Source organism: Sorangiineae bacterium MSr12523, from assembly GCA_037157775.1.
GTDB lineage: Bacteria > Myxococcota_A > Polyangia > Polyangiales > Polyangiaceae > Pendulispora > Pendulispora brunnea.
In genome coordinates, this window is sequence record CP089982.1 from 10610290 (window position 1) to 10628943 (window position 18654).

Below are 18654 nucleotides of genomic sequence, written 5' to 3' on the forward strand. Positions count from 1 at the left end.
GACGAGCGCTTTCTTCCATGCACAAAGATTACGATACCGCCCTACCGTCCATGAAGTCGAATGACGTCGATCATTGAAATAATAAACTCAACAGCGCAGCCATGGCAAAACCGACAACGGAGAGAATCGTCTCGAGCACGGTCCACGTGGCAAGGGTCTCTTTGACCGGTATTCCGAAGTAGCGCGAGATAATCCAGAATCCTCCATCGTTGACGTGGGATGCGATGATCGAACCAGAAGCGATGGCCATGGCAATCAACGCAAGTCGCGGTTGCGAATAGTGAAGATCCGGCAAAAGCGGCGCGATGATGCCGCCCGTTGTCACGATGGCCACGGTGGCGGAGCCCTGGGCGATGCGCAAACCACAACTGATGACGTACACCAGCGCGATGATGGGAAGGCCAGCGGAGGCGAGGGTGCTCGCTAGCGCTTTCCCGACGCCGGTCGCGGACAGAACCGCGCCAAAGAAGCCGCCACCTCCGACGACGAGGATGATCATTCCCACGGGCTTCAAGGACGTGCTGGCAAGGTGCGCCAAATCGTCCTTGCTCATGCCACGGCGAAAGCCGAGGAGCCAAAAGGCCATCAGAATGGCAATGGTCAGGGCCACGGCCGGCGTTCCGAAGAACGTGACCACGCTGCGCAGCGTACCCGTCAGAAGAATGCTGCCGAACGTACCGCACAGAATGAGCCCCAGAGGAATGGCCACGATGGCCGCCACCAACCCGAGCGATGGAGGCCGCGCCTTGGTTTCTGCCTTTTGCGCGGCCGCGAGCATCTCCTCGGGCACGGGCAAGTCGATGCGCTTGCCGATCCAAGACGAATAGAAAACACCCGCCACCAGCCAGGCGGGAAGGCCGCAGAGAAGCCCCATCACGATGAGCCACCCCAGCTCGACGTGCAGAAGGCCGGCCAGTGCGACGGGCCCGGGATGCGGCGGGAGAAACGCGTGCGTGATGGACAACCCGGCGAGGAGCGGCATCGAGTAGAGCACGATGGATCGACCGCCGCGATGCGCAGCCACGTACACGAGCGGGGCGAGCACGAAGATGCCAATGTCGAAGAAGACGGGAATACCGAAGATCAAACCGGACAATCCCATCGCGAGCGGCGCGCGTTCTTTGCCAAAGAGGGCCAGCAATTTGGCCGTGAGCACCTCCGCACCGCCCGAGGCCTCCAAAATACCGCCCAGAAGGGTGCCGAGCCCGATGATCAAGGCCACGTGGCCGAGGATGTTGCCAAACCCCGCCTCGATCAGAGACCCCGAGCTCTTTTGCGCGGAGCCCACGATTTGCTCCACGGGAAGGCCCGCGCCCAGCGCCACCAAAAGCCCTGCAATGAGCAGCGCGATGAAGGGCTCGACCTTGAATCGAATGATCAACAGGAGCAAAACGCCAATGCCGACCGCGGACAGCGTGAGCAGGCCACCGGTCTCGTGTTGCAGCCAGTGCAATCGATCCATGGTCTTTTACTAACTGAGAATTTACGAAATGTGGCGGAGAGAATGGCCCGGCAATGCACCGGTGGGACGTCCATCGTCGATCACGGCCACGCCATTGACGAAGACGTAGGGGATCCCCGCCGCGCGTTGGCGGGGATCATCGTAGGTCGATGTGTCGGCCACCTGGTCGGGGTGAAACAGGACGAGATCGGCCGCGTAGCCTTCGCGAACCAACCCGCGGTCACTGAATCCCAATCGACGGGCCGCGCGGCCGGTGAGGTGCGCGATGCACTCTTCCAATCCGAGCACGCCGAGCTCGCGGACGTAGTGGCCGAGGTAGCGCGGAAATGTTCCCCAGGCGCGCGGGTGCGGACGATTGCCGACCAAAAGGCCGTCGCTGCCGCCCGTGTGCGCTGGGTGGCGCATGATGGCCTGCACGTTGTCCTCGTGACCCACGTGCATCAAACACGATGTCCCGAGTCGCTCGTCGCGCAGAACGTCGAAGTACAATTCCGCCGGCTGCTTCTGCGCACGGGATGCCGCCTCCGCCACGCTATGGCCAACCAGGTGCGCGTTGCGCGCGTGCCGCACGCCGTTTATTTCGATGGACCGCCAGTCCACCGGAACACCGTGGCAGCCGTCCGATCCGCTTTCCTCCAGCTCGCGCCGGATTTTCTCGCGCGTGTCCGCATCCGAAAGGCGCGCAATCGCCGCATCGAGACCGCCCTCGGTGACCCAACTCGGAAGCAGCGCGGAGAGGTACGTCGCCCCGGCGAGGTACGGATACGTATCCAACGTGATGTCCACGCCGTCGGCCATCGCGCGATCCAAAAGGTGCAATAGCTCCTCCGCGCGGCCGGCGTTCACTGGGAAATTCATGGTCGCGTGTGCAAGGTGCAGCGCACAGCCGGAGCGGCGAGACACGTCGACCATTTCGGCATAAGCCTCGACGGCGCCTTTGCCGTAGCTGCGATGGTGCGGGCTGTAAAAGCCGCGCCGGCGCGCGACGACTTCACACAATGCGACCAGTTCGTCGGTGCCGGCGTACATGCCGGGTGTGTACGTCAATCCGGACGAGAGGCCGGCGGCCCCCTGGGCCATGCCCTCGTCGATCATGGTGCGCATCGCATCGAGCTCGGAGGCGGTGGCCGGGCGGTCTTCCCACCCGAGGCAGAGCATGCGCACCGTGCCTTGCGGCACGAGGTACACCGCATTCACCGCGATGCCCCGATCGAGGCGATCCAAATATTCGCCCACGCTGCGCCAATCCCAGGAAAAACCTGGAGGATCGTCGTTCCACCCCGCGAGCTGCGCGCGCAAGGTCTCGAGCACCGCATCGTTCACCGGCGCATAGGACAGGCCGTCCTGGCCGATGACCTCGCACGTGACCCCCTGGGAGATCTTCGCGAGGTGATCGGGTTTGGCGAGCACCTGAAGATCCGAATGCGAGTGCATATCGATGAATCCAGGCGCCAAGACCAAATCCGAAGCATCGATGATGCGGCGGCCGGTGAGAGGCCGATCGCGATCGATGGCCGCAATGCGACCGTTGGAAAGACCTACGTCGGCGTGAAACGAGGGTGCTCCGCTACCGTCGGCCACCCGCACCCCACGGAAGACGATATCCATGGGTGATTCACTATCAGAAGAACGTGCGCACCAGATCGACGACACGCGTTCCATTCACCACGGGAATGAGCGGCCACTTGTCGAAGGTCGTACAGGGGTGCGACAACCCAAAGCGCACCCATTCTCCCACCTCGACCCGATCTTCGTCGCCCACCGCGAGAAACGCGTGCTGATCGTTCAATGCGGTGATCCGCGATTGAATGAGCGGCACCGTCACCCCGCCATTTCGGCGGCGAAACTGCGGCTCGGGCAAATCCTGATCGAAGGGCACGTCCCGCCGACCCATCGTGAGGAGCGCCAGAGCTGGCTCGGGGTGCGAGCTGATTTGGGCCCAAGCATGGATCGCAGGCCGGAAGGGCGTGCCGCCCTCCATGCGGTGCTCGCGACCAAAAGGAGAAAGGCGGCGGTATAGACCGTCGTCGTGGGTCAAATAGCAACCGCTGCGCAGAATACCGAGCACGTGCAGCCCCGCGGGCCACGTTTGGGTAAACGCGGCCGCCACTTGATCGAAATACGCGCTGCCGCCGGCGGTCACGCGAATGGGCTCCGTTCCCAAGTCGACGAAGTGACCGCCCTCGGCGAGGCGCAGCACGAGCTCGCGGATGTCCGATAGATACGCATCCACGGTGGCGAGATCCTCGGGGCTCGCCCCCCGCACGAGCGCAGTCTCGTAGCCGGCCACCCCCACGAGACGAAGCGCAGGGCTGGCCATCACGGCCTCGGCCACCTCGATCGCCGCCGAAAGACCGCGTGCACCGGTGCGACCGCCCGCGCCGCCGAGTTCCACCATGACGTCGATGGGACGACCACGAACGGAGGGATGCGCTGCCAAAACATCGGTCATGCGGCCGACGCCCGCGACCGAATCGACGAAGCACGCAAAGGAAAACGCTGGATCGCGATCCAACTCGCCGGTGAGCCAACGAAGCGCGGCCGGGTCGACCAATTGATTCGCCATCAGCACACGGCTGACCCCGAATGCGCGGTAGACACGGAGTTGGCTGATATTGGCCGCGGTGATGGCCCACGCTCCATGATCGAGCTGCCGCGCGAACAATTGCGGTGCCATCGTGGTCTTGCCGTGCGGCGCCAGGGCGAGACCGTGACGTTTGCACCACGTGGCCATGGTCCGCAGATTGTGCTCCAGCGCAGGCTCGTCGAGGACGACCAGCGGTCCGACGAAATCGTCGCTGAACAGATCGAGACCGGCATTTACCGCGTCGGCGACACGCGTACCGAACAGCTTCGACGGCATGCCTTTGAAGCGCCAGTCGATCCGCTCGTCGCGAAGAGCCATCACCGCATCCCGATCCAAGCTTGCCGGCTCGATGATTTTCACGCGCTAATGCCTACAACGCTGGTCAGGTTCCGCAAGACCTTAAAGGGCCTGAGGCGCGCACCAAGGTGGCCCGATGCTCAGGTGCTCAAGGGATGACACGTGTGGATGCAGGGGCGCGCGTGATCTTGGGGCGGTATTCCAGATGGAGATCCATGCGCGTCGTCCCCGACGCGACCTGAACGGTCGCGGACGCTTCACCGAGGCCTGCGACGCGCGCGTTCACGGTCATCGGCCCCGGGGGAACGCCATCGATGCGGTAACGCCCGCCGCCTGCGCTCACCGCGTGAAGCGGATGGAGCAAGACGTATACATCGAGGCGCACGCCGTCGTTTCCCATGCGATCGCGCAGGGTGAAATATCCGGGGTGAGGCGGATGCAGCGATAGGGGATCGCCGTTTCCACGTGGAGGCGCGACCATCAACGCAGGCATCGGGGCTTGGTCGAAGCTGGGACCGAGAACACGGTCGGACGCGTTGACGATCTCGAGCCGCTGGCCGTACGTCATGGTGACCGTTCGCATGGAGAAGCCATCGTCGGTGAAGACGATGCGCTTCGCCGGCCCGGGCTCGGGCACCGGGCCGGTGTACTGGGTAAGCGCCACGACGGCGTCGTCGAGCGGATGCTGCGAGGTATGCGCTTCGTCATCCCAGACGAAGATCGTGCCCTCGACGCTTCCTGTTTCCGGCGCCGTCCCACGAGGCGCGTGGCAGCCCGCCACCAGCGCAAGGAGTGCAATCCACTTCATGGGGCGCCTCCGTCGGTGCGCGCATCGATGCACTGCAGGCTCGTGAGCGCACCCGAAGGCGGATTGCCCTCTTTCGAAAAGAGAATCGCTTGCCCGCAGCGTCCACCCTCCACGTAGCACCACCCGGCCTTCGCCTCCCCCTTGCTGCAATCGACGTTGGCCGGAAGCTGTATCACCTCGCAAATCGGCAGCGTGCTCGGATCGGGACGCCCGGACCGCTCGGCGCCGGCTGCACGCCAGGTCTTCATTTCCTCCTCCAAAAACGACTTTACCGCTTTGGGATCGGGCCGCTTGAGGCCTTTGGCCGGATTGTCGCATTGGCTCGCATCGCCAGGTTTGGGCAACATCTCGAGAACCAGGCACGCCACCTGACCCTCGTCGATCTGCAGCTGACGCGGAAGGCACTGGTTCAGCAGTGCGTCCTTCAAGCGATCGACGATGGTGGCCACCGCAGGCCGATAGCCGAAGAGCGGATCGTCCTCCGTTTCCCGGCGCACGTGAATGGGGCAAATCGAAGAGACGACGCCCTGATTTTCCATGAGGCGCGCCAACTGCAATTCGCGAATGGTCGGGTAGGCCTTTGCCTTGATTTGCTTTGTCACGTCCTGTGGGTCGCAGACCGGTGGCACCTGGGCACGCGGCGTGTTGGGGTTGCTCGGACAATCGCAGATTTGGTTATCGGGGGCCTTGGTACAATCGAGTGCACTCGGTGAGCCCGTCTTCAAATCGACGCGATCGAAGGTGCACGCAAATTGCCTATCGACAGGCGGATTTCGCTCTCCCGTGTTGGTGATCCACTCGCGCCCGTGCACCGGATCGGAACCATTGCCCTCTTCGGTCTCTGGATGCCCCACCTCGGGCCGAGGGGCGTACGACTCGATCATGTGGGGATCGATGCCTGAATAATCGTAGTGTTCCGGATCACGGCCCAGAATCTTCGTCCAATCACCGACGCTGAGGCGGCTCTTTTCCAGATCGTTTGGATCGTAGTGCAGAAGATTCGCGGGCACCCCGCCAATGTGTGCGTAAAACACGAGCTCCTTGGTGCGCGGACCGGGCGGCAAATTGCACAGCGTCGCGGGGGTCACGTCGCTGCCATCGGGCAGGACCGCCGCGAACAGGGGGTTCTGGCAATTCGCATCGCCGACATAATTTCCGACCGTCGGATACTCCCCGGTCCGGTCCGGAACCCGCGGCGACCGCAGGCCATTGACGTAACGAGATATGGGAAACTGTGGATCGAATCCGTACTTCTGCTTCATGTGAACGTGCCGGACGCCGATGAATTGCCCCCAGTCGTTCCTTTCGACGTAAAGGCCCTTTCGGCAGTTCGGATCCGCATCCCGCGCTGCTGGGTCCAGGCGCCCGCACGATTTGCAATTTGGGTCGTCCGGATTCGTGGTGCAAGTCGCAGTACCTCGAAAGAGCCCAAAATTCGAATCCATGAATTGGTAGCCATTCCCGGAGCTGGATCTCACGTCGATCTCCGAGTCATTTTCATCGCTCAGCGCGATCACCGCCACCAGAGAATCCGGCCTCAAAAAGTCACGACGCTGCTTGAGAATGGTTGTGTCCACCCCCACCCAAGTCGCCTTCTTCTCGCCATCGAGCTCGAGGCGCTCGTACGGATCGGGCTGGATCAAGAAGCGGTACCAACTTTCCAGCTGCGATTCGATACCGCAACCCAATTGGCCGATACCTTCGACTTCGTCTTGAAATTGCTCCTGCAGGGTCTTGGCACTCTCCACGGGCACGGCACCAGGCCCCGCCGATTTGTCCTTATTCTGCTCCACCTTGGGAAACCAGGCGAGGAAGTTCGACGGCTTCATGCCCTCGATGGGAACCTGCGACGGGCCCGCGCGATTGATGAGGTGCCCTGCATCGTCCTTGTGCAGAGAAAGCCCATTGCTCCCATCGGATGCCGGGTCACAGTCGTTGTTGCCGAGGCGCTTTCCGAGCGACGACGTCACCACGCCAATGTGCATGTCGCGCACGGGCGGGAACTCCACCTTCGATCCGGCGGGACACTGACCATCGTTCTTCGAGGGCCCGACGACCTTTTTCGGATCCTTTTCGTCGATGCACATCGGTGTGACGAGGCGTTGCAGCAAATCGGGAATGGCCGCGCGTAGGTATTCCTGTTTGTCTCCCATCGAGGCTGAATTGTCGATCATGAACAGCAGATCGATTTTGTCGATAGCACTCGAAAATACCCTTTTGGTAAAACTTGCATTGTCCGTCGGATCGATGTGAACGACGGGACGTGTCAAACAGCCGCCCGCCGCCACGTAGACGAGACTAAGCAGCAGCAGGCCCCCGAAGGTCTGTCGCATGATGCCCTCCTGAGAGGCAACATGGATTCAACCGGGAAGGTTTGTCACGCAATCGTACGTGATCCGCTCTTTGCCGTTTTCGTGACAAACCACGAGGCCTCGATCCAAGTGCGCCCCCGGCGTCTACTTCGTTTGGGCCCGCCAACTGCGTTGCCGGTAGAACGCGCAGCAAGATGACGATCTTTGTCGACCAGCCTGAGAGCTTTAGGGCTTACACTGCTCTTGTGAAAACTTCTACTTTGGGCCGACGGGCACTCCTTAAGGTTGCGGGCTTTGGCGCCGCCGCAGCCGCGTTTGGTGCGTGCCACGATGATGACGAGCAACCTCCGCAACCAGGCGGAACCCTCGACGGGAGCACCACCGATTGGGACGAGCTCCGCCGGAAATTGCGAGGCGACCTCGTGCTCCCAGGTGACGCGCGGTACGATACCGTGCGGCGCGCATACAATACCCTTTTCGACACGCAACTTCCGGCGGCGGTGGCCGAATGCGTGGCGCCCTCCGACGTGCAGGCCTGCATCGAGGCCGCGCGCCGCAACGAGGTGCGCGTGGCGGCGCGCAGTGGCGGCCATAGTTATGGCGGATATTCCACGGCGCCGGGCAGCCTGGTGGTCGACCTCCGCCGACTCTCCAACGTGGTCATCGACTCGCCCGAAACCGTCATCGTGGGTGCCGGCGCGCAATTGATCGACATATATGCTGCGCTCGCGGCGGCGGGGCGATGTTTGCCTTCGGGCTCCTGCTCCACGGTGGGTATCTCGGGCATCACCTTGGGGGGCGGCCTCGGTGTGCTGACACGCAAATACGGACTCACCTGCGACGCGCTGCTCTCCGCGGACATCGTCCTCGACGACGGCTCGCGCCGCACGGTGAGCGCTCGCGCGGATGAAGATCTGTATTGGGCACTGCGCGGTGGCGGTGGCGGCAACTTTGGAATCGTGACCTCGTTCACATTTCGCACGCAGCCGGCGCCTCAGGTGCTCACCGTTTTCGAGCTCCCGTTCCCCAGGGGCTCCGCCGTGGAGGTGCTCGGCGCCTGGCAATCGTGGTATGCGGACGTGCCCAATGAACTTTGGTCCAATTGCGTCGTCTCCGGCGGCTCGGGCAATCCTGCGGGCATCTTCGTCGGGGGTTGCTTCGTGGGCAATTCGGCGGATTTGACACCGCACCTCGATGCATTGATTCAGCGGGCCGGTGTCCAGCCCTCGAGCCGCTCCGTGACGGAGAAAGGCTACATGGATACCATGCTGTACTTCGCCGGCTGCCGGAACCTCACCGTCGAGCAATGCCATTTGCGGGGAGAGTCCGACGCGGGCGGAGGGCAATTGGATCGCGCCACCTTCGTGGGCTCGTCCCGCGTCACACGGGGCGTGAACGCGCAAAAGGTGGCCGACTTGATGCGGGATCAGGTCACCCTCAACCTGCTCATCGACGGCCTCGGCGGCGCCGTTGGCAACATACCCTCGCACGCCACGGCGTTTCCGCACCGCCAAGCTTTGGCCACGATACAGATTTACCGAGGCGCATCCGCGGAGAACCGCACCGAGTCCGAGCAAGCCGTGGCCCACGTGCAATCGGCCTTGGTGGACATTGCGGGATTTGGCGCATACGTCAATTACATCGACCCGCGCATGGCCGATTGGGGGCCGGCCTATTACGGCCCCAACCTGGCCCGCCTGCAGCAAGTGGCCCGAGTGTACGATCCGGACAAGTTCTTCGATTTCCCGCAGAGCATCCATAAAGCATGAGTCGTCTTTGCTGGTTCGGTGCCCCATGGAACCTACGCTAGAGCAAGTCATTGCCGACTATGACGAGGCGGCGCCGCTGGCGGAAGCCGCAACGATTCCCGGGCCCTGGTACACGGATGCCCGCGTCGCCGAGCTGGAGCGCCGCACCGTGTGGAGTCGCAGCTAATCGGTCCAACGCGGGCTTTCCTCACGCGCATACCACGCGGGCCGCCTCTCCGTGCGCCGCGAGGCGGGCGAGCATTGATTTCATCGATTGCTCGCCGCGGATCTACGGCGTTAGCCGGCGCCGAGCGCCTCGGCGAGATACTCCGTGACCGCACGGACCCGGGGTGTCACCGCGCTTCTGAAGAGTTGAATGGCGAGCCGTCGCTCGCATATTCCTGGAGCGTACCGCGCTCTCCCCAAATGCCGTAACTGACATGAATGTCGATTCGACGGATATCTCCAGGGGCGATGGTGAAATCGGTACAGACGGGCGCGGGGGTCGGGTCGGTGGTTGACGACATTTCCCTCGTCAGACACATGTGATAGCGACCTGGTGAAAGAGGTTCGAAATAGACGGGACCCGCTTGAATCGTCCGGGAACCGTCCGGTCCCGTGATGCTCACCGATTCTCCTCCGCAGCGCGGCCTCGAACCGGGGGGACAGCGTCCCGCGCAGCTCGTCGTCGCCGTGCCGTACACTCCTTGGGCGCCATTCAAGCATGCGCGCAACTGCTCGTCGGACATCTTGCAGCGTTCGTCCTCGGGAAAGCTTGCCGTACAATCCGAAAACCCGAGCTGCGACGTATCCCCCTTTTGTTCATTCGTATTGTCCGGAGGCGCCGCTGGCGAGCCATCTTGATCGCTCGACGTGCAGGCGGTTGTTTCACAAGCAAGCAGGAAAAAAATAGCGCCAAAGAATAAGTGTCTCATCCTGGGTCCGAGCGTGAGCAAACGGCGTACCATCGCCATGTCATGGCCTTTTGCGCTCGATATCCACACGCGCTGCATGATCGCGGAGTCATCCGACGTCCGCCTCGCAAACGAGATGTCCCCGTTTTTGTCGGCCCGCCCGGGGAAGCCCGGCCCGCCGCGGGGCGTAGACCATAGAGGCAGCATGCAGAACGACCTGATTTACCGGGGGCGGGCACTTACCACGACCGAAACGCTGGCACTGTCCAGCGGTGCAGTAACCACGGCGGATACGTACGATTTTCCTTCGCGCATTCCGCGCCCGGGCGGGCTCTATTCGGAAGAGGTGTTCGGCCTCGCCGACCATGCGGCCCTGGCGCGGGCGCTCGATGCGGACACCCGGCACGAGCGTTGGGGGCACATCGCGCTCGACGAGCCAATGGTGCACCCGCTTCGGGCGGGCCACGTACTCACGCACATCTTGGTCGTGCCGCCGTGCTACCGGCGCTTCATCCTGCGCTCCGCGGAGGAGTCACGCCAGGAGGCATGGAGGCGCCGCGCGAAGATCCTCTCCATGAACGAGTACTCCATTCGTACGCAGGAGAAGCTCCTCGAGCAGCGCGGGCTGCTCCACGTCTCGGACATCGAACGAATGGGGCCCACCTGGGTGCAGCCTCCGCTGAACGGTCACTACCGCGCCGTCGTGGATGCCAACGCGCGCATCGCGCGGCTGCGCGAGCTCCGCGCACCGACGGACACGCTGTGCCACTGGCAAGATCGCCTGCTCTTTCGCACCAAAGGACTCTACGACGAGCTCGTCGGCCTTTCGATGCGGTTCGGTGCCGGCCTGGTGCTGCGCGCCCTGTCGGTGTCGGTGGACGCCCTCACCGCGTCCACCAGTTTTTCTTGAGCTATCGCGCGCGGTATCGGAGCATGCCGCCCCGTGACCGAGAAAAAAAGCGCTGACTTCGTCGAGTCTCTCGACAAGGGATTCCGGGTCATTCGAGCCTTCGATGCCGCCCACGCCTCCATGACGTTGACCGAGGTCGCCGAGCGCGCCGGCCTCACGCGTGCGGCCGCGCGGCGTTTTTTGCACACCCTCGTCGACCTCGAATATGCAAGCTTCGACGGCAAGCGCTTCACACTGACCGCACGCGTCCTGGAGTTGGGGTTCGCCTACCTGCGCTCGCTGCGCCTTCCCGAGATCGTCACGCCGTTTTTGCGCACGGTGAGCGATGCGCTGGAAGAGTCATCGAGCGCCTCCGTGCTGGACGGCGTCGATATCGTGTATGTTGCACGCGTTTCCACACGGCGCATCATGAGCGTCGACTTGGGTGTGGGCGCGCGGCTGCCCGCCGTGTCCACATCCATGGGGCGCGTGCTGCTCGCGTTCATGCCGGTGCCCGAGCGCGATGCGCTGCTTGCGCGCGCGGAGCTCGTGGCACTCACGCGCCATACGATTACGAGCAAGGCGAAGCTTCGCACCCTTTTGGACGAGGTGCGTGAGCGCGGCTATTGCCTGGTCGATCAAGAGCTGGAGGAGGGCCTTCGCTCGATCGCGGTGCCGCTCGTCGACCGCCATCAACGGGTGCACGCAGCCATCAACGTGAGCGCTCAGGCGAACCGCGTCAGCATCGAGGTGATGAAGCGCAAATTCCTACCGGTGTTGAAGCGAGCCGCCGACGACGCCCGCGCCTTGCTCCCGTGACGTCGCGCTCTCCCCGGTAGCGCCCGTGGAGGCACGAATGGCCATCACCAGCGCCGCCGCCACGAGCAGCGGCAGGGCATAAAGCGCATACAGCGCGGAATTCTTCCAGCCGCCCTCCACGAGAAACCCCGCAGTGGACGGCGCGAGGATGGCACCGAGACGACCGATGCCGATGGCCCAGCCCATGCCGGTGGTGCGAATCGACGGCGGGTAGAGCGCCGGGGTGAGCGAATAGAGTCCCACCATGGCGGCGAAAATGAATGCGCCAATCAAGAGCGCCACGGGAAAGGCCGTGGAGAGATCCTGCGCTACCAGGCCGAAAAGAACGACGCACACCGAAGCGATCACCATGGCCGTCGCCGTCAAACGCTGCACGCCGAAACGCGCGGCGAGGTAGCCGAAAATGGTACCACCGACGATGCCGCCCAGATTGAGCAGCACGCCACCGGTGATGCCCTGCTGCTTCGATAGGCCCGCGTGCACGAGCAACTTCGGCGTCCAACTCAGGACGAAATAGAAGGCGAGCATCTGCAAGAAGAATGAGAGCGCAATGAGCACACTCGGGCGCGCCAAGCCTTCGCCGAAGAGCCGCCGCATCGGCATGGCCGTTCGTGCGGGCGAAGGTGCAAGCGCGGGAAGCTCGCGCACCCCGTCGCGCTTCATAGAGTGCAGCAGCGCATTCACCTTTTCGAGCGCGCCGGGCGGGCGCTTGTCGAGCAGGAAATCGAGTGACTCAGGCAATCGCCAAAGAACGATGGGGACCATCGCCGCGGATGCCAAAGCGCCAAACACGAACACGGAGCGCCAGCCATAATGCGTGATGAGCACCGCCGCGATGCTTCCGCCAATGGTCGCGCCGATGGGATACCCGGTGGCCTGCAGGCTCACCGCCGTATTGCGCCATCGATCCGAGGAGTATTCGGCGGTAATGACATTGATGCTCGCGAGCATGCCGCCGATGCCAATGCCGGTGATCACGCGCAACACCGCAAGCTCGACCGGTCCGCCGGCAAACGCCGAGAGCAGCATGCCAACCATGCAAAGCCCGAGACAGACGAGAACGATCGCGCGCCGCCCGAATCGATCGGCCCACGGTGCGAGAAAGAGCGAGCCTGCGGTCATGCCGAAAAGCCCTGCGCTGAGCAGCATGCCCACCTGCCTGCCGGACAGAGCCCATTCCGTGGCGACCGACGAAGACGTAAAGGCCATGACCAACACGTCGAATCCGTCGAGCATGTTGAGGCCAATGCAAATCGCCACAGCCACGAGCTGAAAACGGCTCATCGAACCATGGCGCACGGCGTCTCGTACGGTGTCGGTCATGGTCTGCCTCCTCTGCGCACTGCGTAAATACCTGGGACCCTTGACCGAGTCCAGGCCTCGGCTTTAGAGATATAGCATCTGTTTGCGAACAAATGTTCGTTTATCGAACAAATCTCCCGGAGGCGAAAATGAGCGCGGAATGGCTGGTCGAATCCACATGGCGCGGGCGGGTCTTTTCGTCGGGGTGGCGCGAGCTCACACACTCGGCCGACGCTGTCGAACCGGCGACCTCGCGTGTGCTCAGCCGAATCGGCATCGCGGGCCCGAGCGACATCGAACGCGCCGGCGCGCTTGCGCGGCAAGCTCAATCGGCATGGGCCGATCGTCCTTACGAGGAGCGCGGCGCGATCTTTCGCAAAGCGGCGCGGCTCCTGGAGGAGCACGCCGCCGAGATCGTGCCCTGGCTCGTGCGCGAAAGCGGATCCACGCGGCCCAAGGCGGAGTTCGAGCTGGGCATCGCACTCAAGACGATCCACGAGGCGTCGAGCATGCCGTCGCAACCGCAGGGCGTGGTGCTGCCGAGCGCCTCGGACGTGATGAGCATCGCACGTCGCCGCCCCATCGGTGTGGTGGGTGTCATCTCGCCATTCAATTTTCCCCTCATCCTCGCGATGCGGGCGGTGGCACCCGCGCTCGCCGTGGGCAATGCCGTCGTGCTCAAGCCCGATCCTCGCACGGCCATTTGCGGAGGCTTCATCATTGCGCGGCTGTTCGAGGCGGCGGGGCTGCCGCCCGACGTGCTTCACGTGCTCCCCGGCGGTGCCGATGCGGGTGCGGCGCTGTGCAGCCATCCGGATGTCGGCATGATCCAATTCACCGGCTCGACCTCGGCGGGGCGCAAGGTCGGCGAGCTCGCGGGCCGGCACTTGAAAAAGGTGTCTCTCGAGCTGGGTGGAAAGAATTCCCTGGTGGTGCTCGACGATGCCGATCTCGATCTGGCCGTCGCCAACGCGGCCTTTGGCGTGTACCTGCACCAAGGGCAGATCTGCATGTCCACGGGCCGCGTGCTGGTGCAGCGCAAGCTCGAAAAGGAGTTCGTCGCGCGCCTCGCTCGAAAGGCCAAGGCCCTTCCCGTGGGCGACCCTGCCACCGAGGACGTGGTTCTCGGACCGCTCATCCATCAAGGGCAGCTCGATCACGTCGCCGGCATCGTACGCGATACGGTGGCCGCGGGCGCGACGTTGGAGGCCGGAGGCACCTTCGAGAAGCTCTTTTATCAGCCCACGGTGCTGAGCGGCGTTCGCCCAGGGATGCGGGCCTTCGAGGAGGAAATCTTCGGCCCCGTGGCGCCGGTCACGGTCTTCGACGATGACGACGAAGCCGTGGCCCTGGCCAATCGAACCAACTACGGACTCTCGGCCGGCATCCTCTCCGGCTCGGTAGGACGCGCCACGACACTGGGGCGCAAATTGCGCATCGGCCTGCTTCATATCAACAATCAGACCGTCGACGACCAGATCGTCAATCCATTCGGCGGCGTGGGCCACTCGGGCAATGGAACGAGCGTCAGCGGCCCAGCCAATTGGGAAGAGTTCACACAATGGCAGTGGATGACGCTCCGCGGACAGCCACCGGCGACCCCATTTTGAATCATCATACGAACATGGAACGGCAACGCACGCAGGTGGGTATCGTGGGAGCTGGACCGGCAGGTCTTCTACTCGCGCATCTGCTTCATCTTCGCGGCATCGAGTCCGTCGTGCTCGAAGCGCGCTCGCGCACGTACATCGAGAGCCGGCTGCGTGCGGGCGTGCTCGAGCAAGGCACGGTCGACGTGCTCACCGAAACAGGGCTGGGCGAGCGCATGCACCGGCAAGGGCTCGTGCACGAGGGCGTGCTTCTCCGTTTCGCGGGGCGCACGCACCGCATCGACTTCCGCGAGCTCACCGGAAAAGCCATCACGGTGTACGGCCAGCACGAGGTCGTGCGCGATTTGGTGGCGGCGCGCCTCGCCTACGACGGGTCGCTTCGCTTCGAGGTGACCGACGTCCGCGTGGAGAACCTCGAGACGGAGCGGCCGCGGATCCGCTACCGCGAACCGGGTGCCACTCAGGAGACGGAGCTCGAGTGCGACTTCATCGCCGGGTGCGATGGCTTCCACGGCATCTGCCGCGCCTCGATTCCGGAAAGCGAAATCCGCTGCTTCGACCGGGAATTCCCCTTTGCGTGGCTGGGCATTCTCGCCGAAGCGCCGCCCAGTTCGCACGAGCTGATTTACGCACACCACGAGCGCGGGTTCGCGCTCTTGAGCATGCGCTCGCCCACGGTGAGCCGTCTCTATTTGCAATGCACGCCGAACGAATCACTCGATGCGTGGTCGGACGACCGCATTTGGTCCGAGCTCTCCGCGCGATTGGCCACGCGCGACGGGTTCGTGCTGAAGGACGGGCCCATTCTGCAAAAGGGCATTACCTCCATGCGCGCCTTCGTGTGTGAGCCCATGCGCCACGGTCGCCTCTTTCTTGCCGGCGACGCACCGCACATCGTTCCACCGACCGGCGCCAAAGGCATGAACCTGGCCGTGGCCGACGTGCGATGGCTTGCCGAGGCGGTGGAGGCCTTTTACCGGCGCAGCGACGAATCATTGCTGGAGCAATATTCCGAACGGTGTTTGCGCCGGGTATGGAAGGCGGAGCGCTTCTCGTCGTGGATGACCTCCACGTTTCATCGAGGACCGGGCTCGACGGATTTCGATCTTCGCATTCAGCTCGCCGAGCTCGATTACCTCACATCGTCCGTGTCGGCGCAGCGATCGCTCGCTGAAAACTACGTAGGATTGCCAATCCAATGAACTATCGACCGCACACCGTGGGCAGCCAACCCGAGTATCTGCACGAGGCTTACCAGAGCACGCGCAAGCGTTCGCCGCTGCAGCCTTTGGTGCGCCTTCCGCCGGGGTGCACGGAGGCGAGCGGGCCGGTCTTTTCGCCGCAGCACACTCCACCCATCGCGGATATGTCAAAAACGGCGGATGGGCGCGAAGCCGCCGGGCAGCGCATCGTCGTGGCGGGCCGGGTGACCGACGAGGATGGGCGCCCCGTTGCAAATACGATGATCGAGCTCTGGCAGGCCAATGCGGCAGGGCGCTACGACCATCCGGGCGATACGCACGATGCGCCGCTCGATCCGAATTTTCCGGGTCTGGGACGCGTCTTCACCGACCACGACGGGTGCTATCGCTTCATGAGCATCAAGCCGGGCGCGTATCCCTGGCGCAACCACCACAATGCGTGGCGGCCGAATCATATTCACTTCTCCCTTTTCGGGCCGGGGTGCGCCTCGCGGCTCATTACGCAAATGTATTTTCCCGGCGACCCTTTGCTGGCGCTCGATCCGATTTACAATTCCATTCCGGACACGGAGGCGCGGCGCCGGCTCATATCCACGTTTGACATCGAATTAACCTTGCCGAATTACGCACTGGGCTACCGTTTCGATCTGGTGCTGCGCGGGGCGCGTGCGACCCCGTTCGAAGGAGCATGACCATGGCCTCCGCCACGAGCCAGCAGACCATCGGGCCGTTTTGGCACGGCCATGCCGAAAAAGTCTGGTGCGATCTCACGCGATTCGGTGGCGATACGGGCGGGCGCCGCACGCTCACCCTCACCGGTTGCATCACCGACGGTGACGGCGCCCTGGTCACCGATGCGTGCATCGAAACGTGGCAAACGAGCCCGCCCGTGAGCGACACCTTCCCGGGCTGGGGTCGCTGCGCCACCGATGCGGAGGGCACCTTTCGCATTCGCACGTTCATCCCGGAGGATCATCCCAGGCAGGCGCCGCACATCGCCGTGCTGGTGCACGCACGCGGCCTGCTCAAACCGCTCCTCACCCGCGCCTACTTTGCCAACCACCCGATGAACGAGCGCGATCCCGTGCTGCAATCCATCGATCCCGACCGCCGCACGACGCTGTTGGCGCGTCCGGTGGGCGAGGGTCGCTGGCAATTCGATATTCGCCTTCAAGGTGAAGGTGAAACCGTATTTTTCGAGATCTAATATGATCGACAAACGCGTATCATCGATTCAGGAAGCCGTCGCGGGCATCCAAGACGGCGCCACGGTGCTCGTGGGCGGATTCGGCTCGGTGGGGCAGCCGAATGCATTGATCGACGCCTTGATCGAACAGGGCGCCCGCGAGCTCACCATCGTCTCCAACAATGCGGGCACCGGCCATGTCGGGTTGGCGCGCCTCATGGAGCTCGGGCGCGTGCGCCGCATCCTCTGCAGCTTTCCCCGAAGTGCCGGCTCCGTCGTGTTCGAGGAGCTCTATCGACAGGGAAAAATCGAGCTCGAAATCGTTCCGCAAGGCACCCTGGCCGAGCGCATTCGCGCGGCCGGCGCCGGCATCGGTGCATTCTACACGCCCACCGCCTACGGTACCCGCCTCGCGCAAGGCAAGGAAACGCGCATCATCGACGGCCGCCCGCACGTGCTCGAATATGCCCTTTCGGCCGACGTCGCCTTGGTCGAAGCGTGGCAGGCCGACCGCTGGGGCAATCTCACGTTCCGCGAAACGGGGCGCAACTTCAACGCCGTCATGGCCACCGCCGCCAAGCTCACCATCGTCCAAACGCACCACATCGTCGAACTGGGCACCCTCGACCCCGAAGCCATCGTCACCCCCGGCGTCTACGTCCATCGCGTCATCCACATCCCGGTCGCCCCATGACAGAGAAGAATATTCACAGGGAGGCGGGGAGACGGGGAGGTTTATTGGTTTTCAATCGGCTCACTGGACCCACTGGAAACCCCAAAAATAAGCGTTCCGCGACGGCCCGTGCCGAAACTCCTCCCCGCCTCCCCGCCTCCCTGTTCAATTCTCTCTCTCTCGAAAGAGTTGTCGCATGAGTTTTGAGTCGCTCACACGCCGTCAGATGGCGGAACGGGTCGTTCGGGACATTCCCGAGGGGTGGTATGTCAATCTCGGGATTGGGATCCCCACGATCATTGCCGACGTCTTGCCGCGCGATCGCGAAATCGTCGTCCACTCCGAGAATGGCATTTTGGGGATGGGCCCGGCGCCCGCGCCCGAGCATCGCAACGATTGGCTCGTGAATGCCGGCAAGCAGCACGTCACGTTGCAGACCGGCGGTGCGTACATGCACCACGCGGACAGTTTCGGCATCATCCGCGGCGGGCACTTGGATCTGTGCGTGCTCGGCGCCTACGAGGTGGCCGAGAACGGCGATATCGCCAACTGGGCCACGTCGGAGGCCGACATGGCACCTGCGGTTGGCGGCGCCATGGATCTCGCCGTCGGTGCCAAGCGCATCTGGGTCATGATGGAGCACACCACCAAGGATGGCGTCGCCCGGCTCGTGCATCGATGCTCCTACCCGCTCACGGCCCTGGGCGTGGTGCAGCGCATTTACACGAACCTTGCGGTCATCGATGTCACGCCGCAGGGATTCCAGATCGTGGAAATGGTGAAGGGCCTCACGAAAGAGGACCTAGACGTTCGTACAGGTGCGCCGCTGCGGATGTGACGCGAAG

Annotated in this window: 17 protein-coding genes; 10 read left to right on the forward strand and 7 right to left on the reverse strand. The window is 63.4% G+C overall.

Features of this window, described 5'->3' with window-relative positions:
- Positions 1-70: 70 nt before the first annotated feature.
- From LZC95_41750 to LZC95_41770, 5 genes are all read right to left on the reverse strand, one after another.
- Positions 71-1462, reverse strand: coding sequence for a GntP family permease (locus tag LZC95_41750; protein ID WXA92963.1), 1392 nt, complete (start codon positions 1460-1462; stop codon positions 71-73).
- A gap of 21 nt (positions 1463-1483) precedes the next feature.
- Positions 1484-3070 (reverse strand): D-aminoacylase, encoded by a 1587-nt coding sequence (locus tag LZC95_41755; GenBank protein ID WXA92964.1) that lies wholly within the window; start codon positions 3068-3070, stop codon positions 1484-1486.
- 13 nt (positions 3071-3083) lie between these two features.
- Complete coding sequence (locus LZC95_41760; GenBank protein WXA92965.1) at positions 3084-4409, reverse strand: amino acid deaminase; 1326 nt, start codon at positions 4407-4409, stop codon at positions 3084-3086.
- A gap of 85 nt (positions 4410-4494) precedes the next feature.
- On the reverse strand, positions 4495-5154 hold the full coding sequence (locus LZC95_41765) for a carboxypeptidase-like regulatory domain-containing protein (protein ID WXA92966.1): 660 nt from the start codon (positions 5152-5154) through the stop codon (positions 4495-4497).
- The gene (locus LZC95_41770; protein WXA92967.1) at positions 5151-7487 is read right to left on the reverse strand and encodes a hypothetical protein; all 2337 of its coding nucleotides are present in this window, start codon (positions 7485-7487) and stop codon (positions 5151-5153) included. The genes LZC95_41765 and LZC95_41770 overlap by 4 nt, the downstream gene beginning before the upstream one ends.
- 224 nt (positions 7488-7711) lie before the next feature.
- Between LZC95_41770 and LZC95_41775 the strand changes: the two genes are divergently transcribed.
- Together LZC95_41775 and LZC95_41780 are read left to right on the forward strand one after the other, a co-directional pair.
- The gene (locus LZC95_41775; GenBank protein WXA92968.1) at positions 7712-9235 is read left to right on the forward strand and encodes an FAD-binding oxidoreductase; all 1524 of its coding nucleotides are present in this window, start codon (positions 7712-7714) and stop codon (positions 9233-9235) included.
- 25 nt (positions 9236-9260) lie between these two features.
- The gene (locus LZC95_41780; protein ID WXA92969.1) at positions 9261-9401 is read left to right on the forward strand and encodes a hypothetical protein; all 141 of its coding nucleotides are present in this window, start codon (positions 9261-9263) and stop codon (positions 9399-9401) included.
- 166 nt (positions 9402-9567) lie between these two features.
- Here the strand turns inward: LZC95_41780 and LZC95_41785 are convergent, their stop codons facing one another.
- A complete protein-coding gene (locus LZC95_41785) occupies positions 9568-9843 on the reverse strand; it encodes a hypothetical protein (protein ID WXA92970.1) in 276 nt (91 codons plus the stop codon).
- A gap of 490 nt (positions 9844-10333) precedes the next feature.
- Here LZC95_41785 and LZC95_41790 point away from each other — a divergent pair, with 490 nt between their 5' ends.
- Positions 10334-11038, forward strand: coding sequence for a hypothetical protein (locus LZC95_41790; GenBank protein WXA92971.1), 705 nt, complete (start codon positions 10334-10336; stop codon positions 11036-11038).
- Positions 11039-11071: 33 nt separating this feature from the next.
- Positions 11072-11836 (forward strand): helix-turn-helix domain-containing protein, encoded by a 765-nt coding sequence (locus tag LZC95_41795; GenBank protein WXA92972.1) that lies wholly within the window; start codon positions 11072-11074, stop codon positions 11834-11836.
- On the opposite strand, the gene LZC95_41800 is transcribed toward LZC95_41795, so the two are convergent.
- The gene (locus tag LZC95_41800; protein WXA92973.1) at positions 11786-13159 is read right to left on the reverse strand and encodes an MFS transporter; all 1374 of its coding nucleotides are present in this window, start codon (positions 13157-13159) and stop codon (positions 11786-11788) included. The genes LZC95_41795 and LZC95_41800 overlap by 51 nt on opposite strands.
- A 128-nt stretch (positions 13160-13287) precedes the next feature.
- Between LZC95_41800 and LZC95_41805 the strand changes: the two genes are divergently transcribed.
- The 6 genes from LZC95_41805 (at position 13288) to LZC95_41830 (ending at position 18647) form a co-directional block, all read left to right on the forward strand.
- A complete protein-coding gene (locus LZC95_41805) occupies positions 13288-14748 on the forward strand; it encodes a benzaldehyde dehydrogenase (GenBank protein WXA92974.1) in 1461 nt (486 codons plus the stop codon).
- A gap of 14 nt (positions 14749-14762) precedes the next feature.
- Complete coding sequence (pobA, locus tag LZC95_41810; GenBank protein ID WXA92975.1) at positions 14763-15950, forward strand: 4-hydroxybenzoate 3-monooxygenase; 1188 nt, start codon at positions 14763-14765, stop codon at positions 15948-15950.
- Positions 15947-16642 carry a protocatechuate 3,4-dioxygenase subunit beta gene (pcaH, locus tag LZC95_41815; protein ID WXA92976.1) on the forward strand — a complete coding sequence of 232 codons (696 nt, stop codon included), beginning with the start codon at positions 15947-15949 and terminating at the stop codon, positions 16640-16642. Before pobA ends, pcaH begins: the two co-directional genes overlap by 4 nt.
- Positions 16643-16644: 2 nt before the next feature.
- Positions 16645-17157 (forward strand): hypothetical protein, encoded by a 513-nt coding sequence (locus LZC95_41820; protein WXA92977.1) that lies wholly within the window; start codon positions 16645-16647, stop codon positions 17155-17157.
- Between the two features lies 1 nt (position 17158).
- Positions 17159-17830 (forward strand): 3-oxoacid CoA-transferase subunit A, encoded by a 672-nt coding sequence (locus LZC95_41825; protein ID WXA92978.1) that lies wholly within the window; start codon positions 17159-17161, stop codon positions 17828-17830.
- Between the two features lie 175 nt (positions 17831-18005).
- A complete protein-coding gene (locus LZC95_41830) occupies positions 18006-18647 on the forward strand; it encodes a 3-oxoacid CoA-transferase subunit B (GenBank protein WXA92979.1) in 642 nt (213 codons plus the stop codon).
- Positions 18648-18654: the final 7 nt, after the last annotated feature.